Genomic DNA, 14637 nt, shown 5'->3' with positions numbered 1-14637 from the left:
GGGCGGGACGTGGCAGCGGCAGCGGCGCCCGGCCGCCGGGTGCGGTCCGGCGCGACGCGTTCGTACGCCTACGGGGGTGTCCCGCCCCGCGACCGCCGCCGTCCTTCAGACAGCGACGTACGTCACCGGGTCGCCGCCCGGGACCGCCTCCGCGTGGCCGAGTTTCACCAGGCGGCGCAGGTGGGCCTCCGCCTCCGAGACCGCGATGTTCCTGGAGCCGTACGGGATCTGCTCCCAGGGCCGGTTCCACTCCATGTGCTCGGCGAGCTGCCAGGCGGTGAGGGGAGTGGCGAGGAGGGTGCGGAGGCCGGTGAGGCGGGCCTCGTGGTGGTCGAGGAGTTCCCGCACGCGGGCGGGGGCGTCCGTGAACGCGTGCTGGTGGGCCGGCAGGACCTCGGCCGGGGCGAGCCGGGCGATGCGTTCGAGGGAGTCGAGGTAGTCGCCCAGGGGATCGGTGACCGTGGTGTCGTCCGGGTCCTCGTACAGGCCGATGTGCGGCGTGATGCCGGGCAGCAGGTGGTCGCCGGAGAAGAGGCGGCCGTTGCCGGGGAGGTTCGCCGGGTGGGTCTCCTCCAGGTGGAGGCAGACGTGGCCGGGCGTGTGGCCGGGCGTCCAGATCGCGCGCAGGCGGCGGCCGGTGAGGGGGAGCAGGTCGCCGGGGACGATCTCGCGGTCCGGCAGGGCCGCCCTGAGGCCGGGCAGGGTGCGCATGCGGCCCGAGTCGCGGGCGGCGCGGAGCGGGGCGAGGTGGTCGTCGGGGGCGCCGGCGGCGGTGAGCTTGGCGGTGATGTAGTCGAGCCACGTGCCGGGCTCCGCGCCTCGGGTGCGGCGTACGACCTCGGTGTCGGCGGCGTGCATGGCGATCCACGCGCCGGACGCGTCGCGCACCTGGCCGGACAGGCCGTGGTGGTCGGGGTGGTGGTGGGTGATGACCACGCCGTGGATCTCGGTGACGGAGGTGCCGAGCGCGGCGAGGCCGGCCGCCAGCGTGTCCCAGGACGCGGGATCGTCCCAGCCGGTGTCGATCAGGACCGGGCCGTCGTCGGTGTCGAGCACGTGGACCAGGGTGTGGCCGAGAGGGTTGTCCGGGATGGGGACCTCGATGGACCACACGCCACCGCCGTGCTCGGTCACCTGCGCCATGGATCCCCGATTCCTCGTCGTTCCCGTCCAGGACTAGAACTCGTTCCAATAGTCGCCCAAGTCGACTTCTTTGCAAAGGGCCGGACCGCCCCGAACGCCCTCCATGGACTCCGGTGACTGGAACTGGTATCAGTTCTGATGCACCGTCAGGACGCTCTGTGGGCGTCGCCGGGCCGTAGGAGGCAGGCAGTTATGACCGAGCTTGTGGAGCACCGAAAGCTGTACATAGGCGGGCAGTTGACCGACCCGCTGGGGACCGAGTTCATCGAGGTCGTCTCGCCGCACACCGAGCAGGTCATCGGCCGCGTGCCGCACGCGTCCCGGGCCGACGTCGACCGCGCGGTGGCGGTGGCGCGTACGGCGTTCGACGAAGGGCCCTGGCCCCGGACGACGCTCGACGAGCGGATCGCCGTCGTTACGCGGATCAAGGACGCGATCGCCGTACGGCACGAGGAGATCGCCCGCAGCATCACCTCCGAGAACGGTACGCCGTACACCGCGAGCGTCATGATGCAGGCGCTGGCCGCGATGATGGTGTGGGACGCCACCATCGCCGTCGCGCGCGACTTCCCGTTCGAGGAGCGGCGGACCGGCGTGCTCGGTCCGCTTCTCGTACGCCGGGAGCCGGTCGGGGTGGTGGCGGCCGTCGTGCCGTGGAACGTCCCGCAGTTCACGGCGGCGGCCAAGCTCGCGCCCGCGCTGCTGGCGGGGTGCACGGCCGTGCTCAAGGTGTCGCCGGAGACGCCGCTCGACGCGTACATCCTGGCCGAGATAGCCACCGAGGCCGGGCTGCCGGAGGGCGTCCTGTCGATCATCCCGGCCGACCGCGAGGTCAGCGAGTACCTGGTCGGGCATCCGGGCGTCGACAAGGTGTCGTTCACCGGATCGGTCGGGGCGGGCAAGCGCGTCATGGAGGTCGCCGCGCGCAACCTCACCCGCGTGACGCTGGAGCTCGGCGGCAAGTCGGCGGCGGTGATCCTCCCCGACGCGGATCTGGAGACGGCCGTCGCGGGGATCGCCCCCTTCGCCTGGATGCTCAACGGACAGGCGTGCGTGGCCCAGACCCGCATCCTCGCCCCGCGGAGTCGTTACGACGAGTTCGCCGAGGCCTTCGCCGCCGCGGCCGGCGCGCTGAAGGTCGGCGACCCGCTCGACCCGGCCACCGAGGTCGGCCCGCTCGTCGCCAGGCGCCAGCAGCAGCGGTCGCTCGACTACATCAGGATCGGGCAGGAGGAAGGCGCGAAGATTCTCTCCGGCGGCGGGCGTCCGGCGGGCACGGAGCGCGGCTGGTACGTCGAGCCGACGCTCTTCGGCGGGGTCGACAACTCGATGCGGATCGCCCGCGAGGAGATCTTCGGGCCGGTCATCTGCCTGCTGCCGTACGACGACGAACGCGACGCGGTGCGGATCGCCAACGACTCCGAGTACGGGCTCAGCGGCAGCGTGTGGACCGGTGACGTCGAGCACGGGATCGACATCGCGCGGCAGGTCAGGACCGGAACGTACTCCGTGAACACCTTCAGCATCGACATGCTCGGGCCCTTCGGCGGCTACAAGAACTCCGGTCTCGGCAGGGAGTTCGGGCCCGAGGGGTTCGGCGAGTACCTGGAGCACAAGATGATCCACCTTCCCGCCGGTCACGGGGAGGCGTGATGGGGGACCGCTGGCACGTCGAGGTCGACCGGGGTGTGTGCATCGGCTCCGGCATGTGCCTGAACCACGCACCCAGCTCCTTCACCTTGGACACTGCCCGCCAGTCGCACCCGGCGGACCCCGACCTCGACGCGAACGAGAAGGTGCTGGCCGCGGCGGAGGGCTGCCCGGTCGAGGCGATCGCGATCACGGTGGTGGGCAGCGGGGAGGTGGTTTTCCCGCCCGAGGAGTGAGGGGCGGCCCCGTCCGGCCGCCGGTTCGTTCTCGAACGGGTGCGAACGGTTCTTTACTCATGAGTACCGCATTGTCATGACGTGACAGGTGTGACTGTTCCTCCCCGAGGCCGCGTGGAAATCTCGGTGTCACCGCAGCCGAGGGGGGATCCATGGACAACCGGTACGAGGTCTTCTGCCTCGCCGACAGACAGTTCTACGAGACTCCGGACCGTCTGTCCGCAGGCCGGCCCGGCCAGTCCGAGCAGTCTTCATCGGGGTCGCTCTTCGAAGCGGCCCAGCGTGAACTGCCGGACGGGTGGCGCCGGTTCGTCTCCGGCGACTGGATGCACATCAATCCGGTCGACGCCAAGGGCGCGCCGCTCCCCGGGCGGCCGTCGCAGGGATGGAAGATCCACGTCTCGGCCTGCCTGGACAACGCGGAGAAGACGGCCGCCAAGGTGTGGGACTACTGCGTGCCGCGCGCCGTCCCGTTCAAGTTCGTACCGGGCCCGCAGCCGCTCCACCTGCGCAACTCCAAGTACGCGGGGCGCGGCTCCAGCGGCAAGTTCGTCACGATCTACCCCGCCGACGAGGGGGAACTCCGGGTCGTCCTCCGGGAGCTGGGCGAACTGCTCGACGGCGAGCCCGGACCGTACATCCTCACCGATCTCCGCTGGGGCGACGGCCCGCTGTACGTCCGCTACGGCGGCTTCGCTCACCGCTACTGCGTCGACGCCACGGGCACCCTCGTCCCGGCGATCGAGAACCCCGAAGGAACTCTCGTCCCGGACCTCCGGGAGCCGGCGTTCCACGTGCCGGACTGGGTGGAGCTCCCCGCGTTCCTCGAACCGCACCTCGCGGCCCGTAACGCCACCACCACCAACGACCTTCCGTACCGCATCGAGAGCGCCCTGCACTTCTCCAACGGCGGCGGGGTCTACCTCGGCGAGGACCTGCGCAGCGGCGAGAAGGTGGTCCTCAAGGAGGCGCGGCCGCATGCCGGACTCGCCGCCGACCGGGCCGACGCCGTCACCCGCCTGGAGCGGGAGCGGGCCGCGCTGGAACGGCTGTCCGGGCTCGGAGTCGCTCCCGAGGCCCGCGACTGGTTCCTGCTCGGTGACCACCGCTTCCTGGTGATGGAGCATTTGCCCGGTCGTACGCTCAACTCCTTCTTCGCGCAGCGCCATCCGCTGCTCGAACCCGAGCCGGACCCGGCCGCCGTCGCCGACTACTCGCGCTGGGCGCTGCGCATCCACCGCGCCGTCGAGGAGGCGGTCGCGGCCGTGCACAGCCGGGGCGTCGTCTTCAACGACCTGCACATGTTCAACATCATGGTCGGGCCGGACGAGGAGTCCGTACGCCTCCTGGACTTCGAGGCCGCCGCGCGCGTCGAGGAGAACCACCGCCAGGCCATCGCGCATCCCGGCTTCATCGCGCCCCGCGAGCGCACCGGATTCGACGTGGACCTCTACGCCCTGGCCTGTCTGCGGCTTGCGCTGTTCCTGCCGATGACCACGCTGCTCGTTGTCGACCGCGACAAGGCACGCCATCTGGCGGAGGTCGCGGCGCGTCAGTTCCCGGACGTACCGCAGGAGTTCTTCGACGAGGCGGTGGCGGTGATCTGCGGGACGGACGCCGCACGCGACACGGCCGGTGGCACCCCGTACGTGCCCGTCGAGCCGGCCGACTGGCCGGGCGGCCGTGACTCGATCGCCGCGGGCATCCTGGCCTCCGCCACGCCCGAACGCGACGACAGGATCTTCCCCGGCGACATCGCCCAGTTCGCGGACGGCGGCGGTCTCGGCATCGCGCACGGCGTCGCCGGAGTCCTGCACGCGCTCGGCCAGACCGGCGCCGGGCGGTACGAGGAGGGTGAGGAGTGGCTGCTGCGGCAGACCGCCCCGCCGCCGCTCGGCACCCCGCTCGGTCTCTACGACGGACTGACGGGCGTCGCCCACGTCCTCGACGGACTCGGCCACCGCGAACGCGCCCTGGAGCTGGTCCAGCGGGTGCTGGACGAGAAGTGGCAGCGGCTCGTTCCCGGGCTGTACGGCGGACTTGCCGGCATCGGGCTCGTACTCGCGGAGCTGTCCCGCACCACGGGCGAAACGTTCCTGCGGCAACGGGCCCTCGAAGCCGCGCAGCTCCTCGCCGACCAGCAGCAGCCCGGTGCCGGTAGCGGCACCGGCAAGCGCGTCGGACTGCTGCACGGCGCCACCGGCCCCGCGCTGCTCTTCCTGCGGCTGTACGAGGACACGGGAGCGCCACAGCTCCTGGATCTGGCCGCCGACGCCCTGCGCGCCGACCTCGCGCGCTGTGTCAGCAACAGCACCGGCACCCTGCTCGTCGACGAGGGGACGCGCACCATGCCGTACCTCGGCGCCGGGTCCGTCGGCATCGGCATGGTGCTCGACGACTTCCTCGCGCACCGCGAGGACGAGGAGTTCGAGGCGGCGCGGGCCGGCATCGTAAGGGCCGCCCGGTCGCGCTACTACGCCCAGCCGGGGCTGTTCAACGGGCGTGCGGGCATGGCCCTGTACCTGGCCAGGACCACCGCCCGCGAGGCGCGGCCCGACGACCTCGCCGCGCAGCTCGAAGGGCTCGGCTGGTACGCCCTGCCGTACGAAGGGCACCTGGCCTTCCCCGGCGACCAGATGATGCGCCTCTCCATGGACCTGGGTACAGGCGGCGCCGGCGTGCTCCTCGCGCTGGCAGCGGCGCGCGGCACCGGCGCGCACCTGCCCTTCCTCCCGCCGCTCCGGCGGCCCTAGAACCGGTCCGGCTCCGGCCTGGAGCCGTACCGCACAAAAGAACCCCGTCCCCACGGGAACGGACAACCGAAGGGAACCATCATGGCACTTCTCGACCTTCAGAGCCTGGACACCCCCGAGACCGACGGCGGCGGAGACCAGAGCAGCCTGAGCCTGCTGGCGTGCGACAAGCACAGCTCCAACAGCTTCCTGCTGTGTCTGTGACGTCGAGAGAAATCTCTGCGGCGTTCTGACAGAGATGCGGCCCCGGGCGTCGGCACCTCGCCTCCCGGGGCCGTACAGCTGCCCGCACGAAGGGACCCCGCACGAAGGGACCCGCACGAAGGGAGGGATGAAGGCGCATGGGCCAGGAGCCGCTGGATCAACCCCGTGCGGCCAACCGGCTGTTGCTCGACTCCGTCCGGCACAGCGCGGTCCCCGGTACCGCGATCCTCCTCCTCAGTACCGCGGGCGCCGTGACCGGTCTGGCGCTGCCCGCCGTGCTCGGCCACACGCTGGACCTGCTGCTGTCCGGGCGTTCCGCCACCACCTGGCTCAGCGCCTGCGCGGCGCTCACCTGCCTGCTCGTCGTCCTCGACGCATTCGACGGCGTACTGACCGGCACCACCAACGCCCGCTCCACCGCCTGGTTCCGCCGACGCCTGCTGCGGCACGTGCTGGCGGCCGGGCCGCGCTGCACGGACCGCGTCCCGCCCGGCGACATCGTGGCCCGCCTGGTCGGCAACGCGGCCCACGCCGGCGGCGCCCCGGCCGCGCTCGCGGGCACGGTGGCCGCCGTGGTGACACCCGTCGGCGGGCTCGTCGCCCTCGCGGTCGTCGACCTGTGGACGGCGGGGGCGTTCCTCGTCGGCCTGCCGCTGCTCGCCCTGCTGCTGAAAGCCTTCGTCCGTGAATCGGGCGACAGCGTCGCGCGTTACCAGGAGAGCCAGGGCGAGATCGCCGCGCGCCTCGTGGAGGCGGTGGGCGGCGCCCGTACGATCGCGGCCGCCGGCACGGCCCGCCGCGAGCAGGCCCGCATCCTGGAGCCGCTGGCGGCGCTCAGCGCCCAGGGCTACCGGATGTGGCGGGTCCAGGGGCGCTCCACCGCCCAGGCCGCCGTGATCGTGCCGCTGCTCCAGATCGCCGTACTGGCGGTGGCCGGAGCACGTCTGGCGGCCGGTGAACTCTCGGTGGGCGGCCTGCTCGCCGCCGCCCGGTACGCGGCGCTCGCCACCGGTATCGGCATGCTGGTCGGCCGGCTGAACGGCCTGGTGCGCAGCCGGGGTGCGGCCCGCCGCCTCGCCGGACTGCTCGCCGTACCGGCGACCGCGCACGGCAGCGCCGAGCTGCCGCCCGGCGACGGGACGCTGGAGCTGCGCGGCATCACGGTCGCCCACGGCGACCGCACGATCCTGGACGGCCTCGACCTCACCGTCCCCGGCGGCACCTCGCTCGCCCTCGTCGGCCGCTCCGGCTCCGGCAAGTCCACGCTCGCCGCGGTCGCGGGGCGCCTCACCGACCCCGACGCGGGAACGGTCACGCTCGACGGCGTGCCGCTGGGCGAGCTGCCCCGCGACGTGCTGCGCCGCGCGGTGGGCCAGGCCTTCGAGCGGCCCGCGCTGCTGGGTGCCACGATCGGCGGCACGATCGCCTTCGGCGCCGACGAACCGGACGCGTCAGCGGTGCGGGAGGCGGCTCGTACCGCCTGCGCCGACGATTTCGTACGCCGCCTTCCACACGGTTACGACACCCCGTGCGCCGAGGCGCCGCTCTCCGGCGGGGAAGCGCAACGCCTGGGCCTGGCAAGGGCGTTCGCGCACCCGGGGCGGCTGCTGATCCTCGACGACGCGACGTCCAGCCTCGACACGGTCACCGAGCTGCGGGTCGGCGAGGCCCTGACCCGTGAGGCCGGTGTCCGTACGCGCCTGATCATCGCGCACCGGGCATCGACGGCGGCCCGCGCGGACCGGGTCGCCTGGCTCCAGGAGGGCCGCATCCGCGCGGTGGGGCCGCATGCGCGGCTCTGGCAGGAACTGGACGACTACCGCGCGGTGTTCGCGGACGGTACGGACGGTACGGATCGAACGGGTCGAACGGACGAAACCAACGATGGCGACTGACACCCCCGCGCTGCGCACCGAAGGCTTTCGCTTCCTGAACCGGCGGCGGCCCGTGCTGGCCAGGCTGGCGGGCTGGTCGCTGCTCGAAGCCGTCCAGACCTTCCTCTTCGGCTACGCCCTCGCCCGCGCCCTCGACCACGGATTCCTGGCCGGACGCACGGCCGAGGGGCTGGGCTGGCTGGCGGCTGCCGCGGTGTCCGTCGCGGCCGGGGCGTACGGCACCGGACGGGTCTTCCGGGCCGTGTCCGAGCTGGTGGAGCCCCTGCGCGACGGCCTCGTACGCCGCGTCGTCGACCGCGCCGTGGCGGACGCCGACCACGCGGCGGTCTCCCGGCTCACGCACCAGGTGGAGATCGCCAGGGACACCTTCGCCGGTCTCGTGATGGTCTCCCGCTCGTTCGTCTTCACGGCGGCCGGGGCACTGGCCGGCCTCGCCTCGCTGGCGCCCGTGCTGCTGCTCGTAGTGGTGCCGCCGCTCCTCCTCGGCCTCGGTCTGTTTCTGGCAACCCTGCGGCCTATGGCCCGCCGCCAGGAGACGTTCCTCGTCGCCGACGAGGCGGTCGCACAGGCGCTGGACGCGACCGCCGCCGGGCTGCGGGACATCACGGCGGCGGGCGCGGAGACGCGGACGGCCGCCGGGGCGGACGCCCGGTTCGCCGCCGAGTTCCGCGCCGCGCGCACCCTCGCGCGCTGGGGCGTGCTGCGGGTGCTCGCAGTGGCGGTGGGCGGCCGGCTGCCGGTGGTCCTGCTGCTGGTGACCGCGCCCTGGCTGCTGAGCCGGGGGGTGACGCCCGGCGACCTGGTGGGCGCCCTCACGTACCTCATGTACGCCCTGCTGCCCGCCCTCCAGAGCCTGATGCAGGCCCTCGGCACGGCAGGCTCCCGCCTGACGGTGGTACTCCGCCGCCTCATGGAACCGGCGCGCGAGGACTCGGCGGGCGGGCGTGCGCGGGGCGTCGAGCGCGAGGAGTCGGAACGCGCGGGCCCCGTCCCGTCCGGGGACGGACCGCCCGGCCCGGAGGCGGCCGGGGGAAAGAACCCGGCCCGCCCGGCGGCGGTAGTGGAGCTGCGTGGGGTGACCTTCGCCTACGGGCCGCACGCCGAACCGGTGTTCAAGGGGCTTGATCTCGCCGTTCCGGCCGGTGGCCGGCTCACCGTTGTCGGTCCCAGCGGAATCGGCAAGTCCACCCTGACCGCCCTCGTCGCCGGGCTCCTCGTGCCCGACAGCGGCGAGGTCCTGCTCTGCGGCGGGCCGGTGCGCCCCGGCGACACCCGCCGGCGGGTCCTGGTGCCGCAGGAGGCGTACGTCTTCTCCGGCGCTCTCCGCGACAACCTCACCTACCTGTGCCCGGACGACCCGCCGCCGGACGCCGCCGTACTCGCCTCGGCCCGAGCTGTCGGAGCGTACGAACTGCTCCTGCGGCTGGGCGGTCTGGACGCCACGGTGGCGCCCCGCGAACTGTCGGCGGGCGAGCGGCAGCTGATCGCACTCGCCCGCTCCCACCTGGCACCCGCGCCGGTCGTCCTGCTCGACGAGGCGACCTGTCATCTCGATCCCGCCGCCGAGGCCCGCGCCGAGCGCGCCTTCGCCGAGCGCCCGAACACCACGCTGATCGTCGTGGCCCACCGGATCAGCTCGGCCCGCCGCGCCGACCGCGTGCTGGTGATGGACGGTACGCACGCGGTCTCCGGCAGCCATGACGAACTGATCCGGGGCTCCGCCCTCTACCGTGACCTGGCCGGCGGCTGGGCGGGCCAGGCCGGGTGGTCGCAGGCGGCCGACCGGTCGGAAGTGGCCGCGCCGTCGGAGCCGGCCGGCCGGTCAGAGCCAGCCGGCGCCCTGGGAGATGCGAATGGCGTCCACGCGATTGCGGGCCCCGGTCTTCCGGGTGATCGCGGCCATGTAGTTGCGCACAGTCCCGTTGGTCAGGTGCAGGCTGTGCGCGATCTCGGTGACGTCCGCCCCTTCGGCGGCGAGTGACAGCACGCTCAACTCCCGCTGGGTGAGCGGACTCTGGGCGGCCTCGAAGAACGCGTACGCGAGAGAGTCGTCGACGAAACGTTCCCCCGCGGCAACCCGCCGCACCCCTTCGAGCAGCCGCTCGGCCGGAGCGTCCTTGTTGACATATCCCTGGGCATCGGTCTCGTACGCCCGCCGCAGGAGCCCCGGTTTGCCTGCCGGGACCAGCACGAGCAGCGCGCAGCCCGGGTAGGCGCCACAGGCACCGGAGACGTCGGCGGCCGCCACCAGGCACGGTGATCCCGGCCCTTCGCCGTCTGCCACGCAGACGTGCGGCTGTAACGACCGCGCACTGTGCAACGCTTCCCCCGACGTGCTCGTCGATATCTCGATGTCGGGCTCCTTCTCGAATAACGCGGCCAGTCCCGACCGCACCAGACACATGTCGTGCACGAGTAGAACGCGGATCATGCTGGTCACTGCCTGCTCCCCCGGAGGTACCTGCGTAGCCCTGCATGGACATGGCACGTCGCTCATTAGTACCCGCGACCGCCGATGTCAGGGGTGCGGAATCAGGCCATTGGGGAGCGCGAGAGGGGCATGAGTAGCGCACTCCGGGTGCACGCGCGCCCCCCGTTACCTCCGGTAGTCCGGGTGGGCGGCCGGATCGGTCAGATCGATCAGGCGGCACACCGTCTCGATGTCGATCTTCACCTGGGCGATCGACGCCCGCCCCGAAAGCCACGTGATCAGCGCCGAGTGCCACGTGTGCTCGATGACCCTGACCGCCGACAACTGCTCCGGAGTCGGCGGGCCCGCCAGATCCATCGCGTCCAGGATGATCGCCGTCGTCTGGCGCGAGACCGTGTCCACCTCGGGGCTGACGCCGCGGTCGGCGAAGGTCAGTGCCCGCACCATCGCGTCCGCCAGCTGCGGCTCCCGCTGCAGGGCGCGGAAGGCGCGCATCAGGGTCTCCGCCACCCGCTGGGCCGCGCTCTCGCCGGCCGGGGGTCGCTTGCGCAGCGTGGTGTGCATGTGCTGGAGCTGGTCCTGCATGGTGGCGACCAGCAGGTGGATCTTGGACGGGAAGTAGCGGTACAGCGTGCCCAGCGCGACGCCGGCCGCCTCGGCGACCTCACGCATCTGCACCGCGTCGAAGCCGCCCCGGCTGGCCAGCTGGGCGCTGGCGTGCAGGATCCGGCGGCGGCGCGCCTCCTGGCGTTCCGTCAGGGGTGGCGAAGAGGGCTTGACTTCCGCTGTCATGCGTCCCATTCCATGGCATTTGTCCGTACGCCGGGCGTGGGGGACCGGGGCCCCCGGGTGGCACAGCATGGCAGGGCACCTGCCGTGGCGCGAATCACCTGATCCGGCGCTTACGGTTGCACTACCTGCCGGTAGATTCAGAGCTCGTCCGACGTTCGATACTGAAACTTGTTCTAGGTTAGCGCCAGCGGCTACGCTCCGGTGAAAGAGCAGTAAGAAGGGGGCCGGGAGTGACCGCTGAGGCCATAGAGGCGGGCCCCCACGCGGGGGACCTCGTCAAGGGCGACCGTCCGCTGCGCATCGCGCTCCTGACGTACAAGGGCAACCCCTTCTGCGGAGGCCAGGGCGTCTACGTCCGCCACCTCTCGCGCGAGCTCGCCCGACTCGGCCACAGCGTCGAAGTCCTCGGCTCCCAGCCCTACCCCGTACTCGACGAGGGCGTACCGCTCACCGAGCTGGCCAGCCTCGACCTGTACCGCAGCCCCGACCCGTTCCGTACGCCAGGGCGTGACGAGTACCGCGACTGGATCGACGCCCTGGAAGTCGCGACGATGTGGACCGGCGGCTTCCCCGAGCCCCTCACCTTCTCGCTGCGCGCCAAGCGCCACCTGGCCGCCCGCCGGGGAGAGTTCGACGTCATCCACGACAACCAGACGCTCGGCTACGGACTGCTCGGCGACCTCGGCGCCCCCCTGGTCACCACCATCCACCACCCCATCACCGTCGACCGGCAGCTCGACCTCGACGCCGCCGAAAGCCGCCGCAGGCGCGCCTCCGTACGCCGCTGGTACGGCTTCACGCGCATGCAGAAGCGCGTCGCCCGCCGGCTGCCCTCGGTGCTCACCGTCTCCGGCTCCTCGCAGGAGGAGATAGTCGAGCACCTCGGGGTACGCCGCGACCGTATCCGCGTCGTGCACATCGGGGCGGACACCGGCTTGTGGTCCCCGGACCCGTCCGTCGCCGAGATCCCGGGGCGGATCGTGACGACGTCCAGCGCGGACGTACCGCTCAAGGGCCTCGTCCACCTCGTCGAGGCACTCGCCAAGCTCCGCACCGAGCGGCCCGACGCGCACCTCGTCGTCGTCGGCAAGCGCGCCGAGGACGGCCCGGTCGCCCAGGCCATCGAGCGGTACGGACTCCAGGGCGCCGTCGAGTTCGTCAAGGGCATCAGCGACCAGGAGCTCGTCGACCTCGTGCGCGGCGCCCAGGTCTCCTGTGTCCCTTCCCTGTACGAGGGCTTCTCGCTGCCCGCCGCCGAAGCCATGGCCACCGGCACCCCGCTCGTCGCCACCACCGGCGGCGCGATCCCCGAGGTCGCGGGGACGGACGGCGAGACGTGCCTGGCCGTGCCGCCCGGTGACGCGGGCGCGCTGGCCGCCGCGCTCGGCCGGCTGCTGGGCGACCCCGAACTGCGCCGGCGCCTCGGCGCGGCGGGACGGGGCCGGGTGCTGGACCGGTTCACCTGGGCCAAGGCCGCCCAGGGCACCGCCGAGCTCTACCGCGAGCGGATCGCCGCCCACAGCTCCGCACACAGCTCCGCCCACAGCGCGGTTCGCGGGGGAGCCCGGTGAGACCCCTTTGACGAGACCCCGTTGAGCGGACGCCGCCGACCCAGATCCTCCGCCGCTCCGCGGCCCCAGCCATGCGCGCCCGGTGATCCGGCGCCGTAACCACCCCCATCCGGAAGGGCAGACCCCGTGCTGACCGTGGACTTCTCCCGCTTCCCGCTCGCCCCGGGCGATCGCGTGCTCGACCTGGGCTGCGGCGCGGGCCGGCACGCCTTCGAGTGCTACCGGCGCGGCGCCCAGGTGGTGGCCCTCGACCAGAACGGCGAGGAGATCCGCGAGGTCGCCAAGTGGTTCGCCGCCATGAAGGAGGCCGGTGAGGCCCCGGCGGGCGCCACCGCCACCGCCATGGAGGGCGACGCGCTGAACCTCCCCTTCCCCGATGCCTCCTTCGACGTCGTGATCATCTCCGAGGTCATGGAGCACATCCCCGACGACAAGGGGGTGCTGGCCGAAATGGTCCGCGTACTGAAGCCGGGCGGGCGCATCGCCGTCACCGTGCCGCGCTACGGGCCGGAGAAGATCTGCTGGGCGCTGAGCGACGCGTACCACGAGGTCGAGGGCGGCCACATCCGCATCTACAAGGCCGACGAGCTGCTCGCAAGGATGCGCGAAGCCGGCCTGAAGCCGTACGGCACCCACCACGCGCACGCGCTCCACAGCCCCTACTGGTGGCTGAAGTGCGCGTTCGGCGTCGACAACGACAAGGCGCTGCCGGTGCGGGCGTACCACAAGCTGCTGGTCTGGGACATCATGAAGAAGCCTCTGGCCACCCGCATCGCCGAGCAGGCCCTCAACCCCCTCGTGGGCAAGAGCTTCGTGGCGTACGCGACCAAGCCCCACCTGCCGGCCACGTCGGTCGCGGCGGACGCGGCGGACGCCAAGTGACCATCCCCGAGCGTACGGAACACCTCGTCCTGCCCGGTGTGCTGACCGTCGAGGAGGCCGCCGAGACCGTGGCGGGCATCCTCGCCGTGCAGCGCGAGGACGGCGCCATCCCATGGTTCCGCGGCCACCACCTCGACCCGTGGGACCACACCGAGGCCGCCATGGCGCTCGACGCGGCCGGCGAGCACGCCGCCGCCGCCCGCGCCTACGAGTGGCTGGCCAGGCACCAGAACGCGGACGGCTCCTGGTACGCGGCGTACGACGACGGGGACGCGGAGCGGGTCACCGACCGGGGCCGCGAGACGAACTTCTGCGCGTACATCGCCGTCGGCGTCTGGCACCACTACCTCGCCACCGGCGACGACGCGTTCATCGACAGCATGTGGCCGTCCGTCTACGCGGCGACGGAGTTCGTGCTCGCGCTCCAGCAGCCCGGCGGCCAGATCGGCTGGAAGCGCGAGGACGACGGCACGCCCGTCAACGACGCGCTGCTGACCGGCAGTTCCTCCATCCATCAGGCCCTGCGCTGCGCGCTCGCCGTCGCCGAGCAGCGGGAAGAACCGCAGCCCGACTGGGAGCTGGCGGTCGGCGCGCTGCGGCATGCCATCCAGCGTCACCCGGAGCGGTTCCTCGACAAGAGCCGCTACTCGATGGACTGGTACTACCCGATCCTCGCGAGCGCGATCACCGGACCGGAGGCCAAGGCCCGCATCGAGGGGGACTGGGACCGGTTCGTCGTCCCAGGCCAGGGCGTGCGCTGCATAGTCCCGAACCCCTGGGTGACCGGCGGCGAGAGCTGCGAGCTCGCCCTCGCCCTGTGGGTGATGGGGGAGTCGGACCGCGCCCTGGAGATCCTCCAGTCCATACAGCACCTGCGGGCACCGGGCGGCATGTACTGGACGGGTTACGTCTTCGAGGGCAACCGGGCCGTCTGGCCCGAGGAGCTCACCACGTGGACGGCGGGCTCACTGCTGCTGGCGGTGGCCGCCCTTGGAGGCGACGAGGCGACCACCGCGGTCTTCAGCGGCGAACGGCTGCCGCTCGGCCTGGACCCGGACTGCTGCTGAGCGGCAGCTCAGC

The 14637-nt window shown here is 72.4% G+C and carries 11 protein-coding genes and 1 pseudogene; 9 read left to right on the top strand and 3 right to left on the bottom strand.

All coding sequences use genetic code 11. From position 1 onward, the window contains the following. Positions 1-105 precede the first annotated feature (105 nt). Positions 106-1143 carry a Strvi_7410 family MBL fold metallo-hydrolase gene (locus tag AC1P0E_RS09515; protein WP_482741728.1) on the bottom strand — a complete coding sequence of 346 codons (1038 nt, stop codon included), beginning with the start codon at positions 1141-1143 and terminating at the stop codon, positions 106-108. Between the two features lie 192 nt (positions 1144-1335). Here AC1P0E_RS09515 and AC1P0E_RS09510 point away from each other — a divergent pair, with 192 nt between their 5' ends. From AC1P0E_RS09510 to AC1P0E_RS09485, 6 genes are all read left to right on the top strand, one after another. Continuing rightward, positions 1336-2796: an aldehyde dehydrogenase gene (locus AC1P0E_RS09510; RefSeq protein ID WP_482741727.1), complete on the top strand. Its 1461-nt coding sequence runs from the start codon at positions 1336-1338 to the stop codon at positions 2794-2796. Next, on the top strand, positions 2796-3029 hold the full coding sequence (locus AC1P0E_RS09505) for a ferredoxin (RefSeq protein WP_482741726.1): 234 nt from the start codon (positions 2796-2798) through the stop codon (positions 3027-3029). Before AC1P0E_RS09510 ends, AC1P0E_RS09505 begins: the two co-directional genes overlap by 1 nt. Before the next feature lie 152 nt (positions 3030-3181). Continuing rightward, positions 3182-5782 carry a class III lanthionine synthetase LanKC gene (gene lanKC, locus AC1P0E_RS09500; RefSeq protein WP_482741725.1) on the top strand — a complete coding sequence of 867 codons (2601 nt, stop codon included), beginning with the start codon at positions 3182-3184 and terminating at the stop codon, positions 5780-5782. Positions 5783-5863: 81 nt separating this feature from the next. Next, positions 5864-5986 (top strand): SapB/AmfS family lanthipeptide, encoded by a 123-nt coding sequence (locus AC1P0E_RS09495; RefSeq protein ID WP_093801060.1) that lies wholly within the window; start codon positions 5864-5866, stop codon positions 5984-5986. Between the two features lie 137 nt (positions 5987-6123). Beyond that, the gene (locus AC1P0E_RS09490) at positions 6124-7881 is read left to right on the top strand and encodes an ABC transporter ATP-binding protein (RefSeq protein WP_482741724.1); all 1758 of its coding nucleotides are present in this window, start codon (positions 6124-6126) and stop codon (positions 7879-7881) included. Continuing rightward, positions 7871-9862 carry an ATP-binding cassette domain-containing protein gene (locus AC1P0E_RS09485; protein ID WP_482741723.1) on the top strand — a complete coding sequence of 664 codons (1992 nt, stop codon included), beginning with the start codon at positions 7871-7873 and terminating at the stop codon, positions 9860-9862. Before AC1P0E_RS09490 ends, AC1P0E_RS09485 begins: the two co-directional genes overlap by 11 nt. Here AC1P0E_RS09485 and AC1P0E_RS09480 read toward each other — a convergent pair. Both AC1P0E_RS09480 and AC1P0E_RS09475 read right to left on the bottom strand, forming a co-directional pair. Then, positions 9788-10285, bottom strand: a pseudogene (locus AC1P0E_RS09480) (LuxR C-terminal-related transcriptional regulator); the annotation flags it as partial. The gene AC1P0E_RS09485 and the pseudogene AC1P0E_RS09480 overlap by 75 nt on opposite strands. A 192-nt stretch (positions 10286-10477) precedes the next feature. Continuing rightward, on the bottom strand, positions 10478-11104 hold the full coding sequence (locus AC1P0E_RS09475) for a TetR family transcriptional regulator (protein ID WP_482741722.1): 627 nt from the start codon (positions 11102-11104) through the stop codon (positions 10478-10480). A gap of 230 nt (positions 11105-11334) precedes the next feature. Here AC1P0E_RS09475 and AC1P0E_RS09470 point away from each other — a divergent pair, with 230 nt between their 5' ends. The 3 genes from AC1P0E_RS09470 (at position 11335) to AC1P0E_RS09460 (ending at position 14624) form a co-directional block, all read left to right on the top strand. Beyond that, a complete protein-coding gene (locus AC1P0E_RS09470) occupies positions 11335-12675 on the top strand; it encodes a glycosyltransferase family 4 protein (RefSeq protein WP_482741721.1) in 1341 nt (446 codons plus the stop codon). Between the two features lie 126 nt (positions 12676-12801). After that, positions 12802-13557, top strand: coding sequence for a class I SAM-dependent methyltransferase (locus AC1P0E_RS09465; protein ID WP_482741720.1), 756 nt, complete (start codon positions 12802-12804; stop codon positions 13555-13557). Continuing rightward, positions 13554-14624, top strand: a complete 1071-nt coding sequence (locus AC1P0E_RS09460) for a prenyltransferase/squalene oxidase repeat-containing protein (protein ID WP_482741719.1) — start codon at positions 13554-13556, stop codon at positions 14622-14624. Before AC1P0E_RS09465 ends, AC1P0E_RS09460 begins: the two co-directional genes overlap by 4 nt. The last annotated feature ends 13 nt before the right edge of the window (positions 14625-14637 follow it).

Source organism: Streptomyces sp. TRD_SC_5 (assembly GCF_056836825.1).
This window is presented reverse-complemented; position numbering and strand designations above follow the sequence as displayed.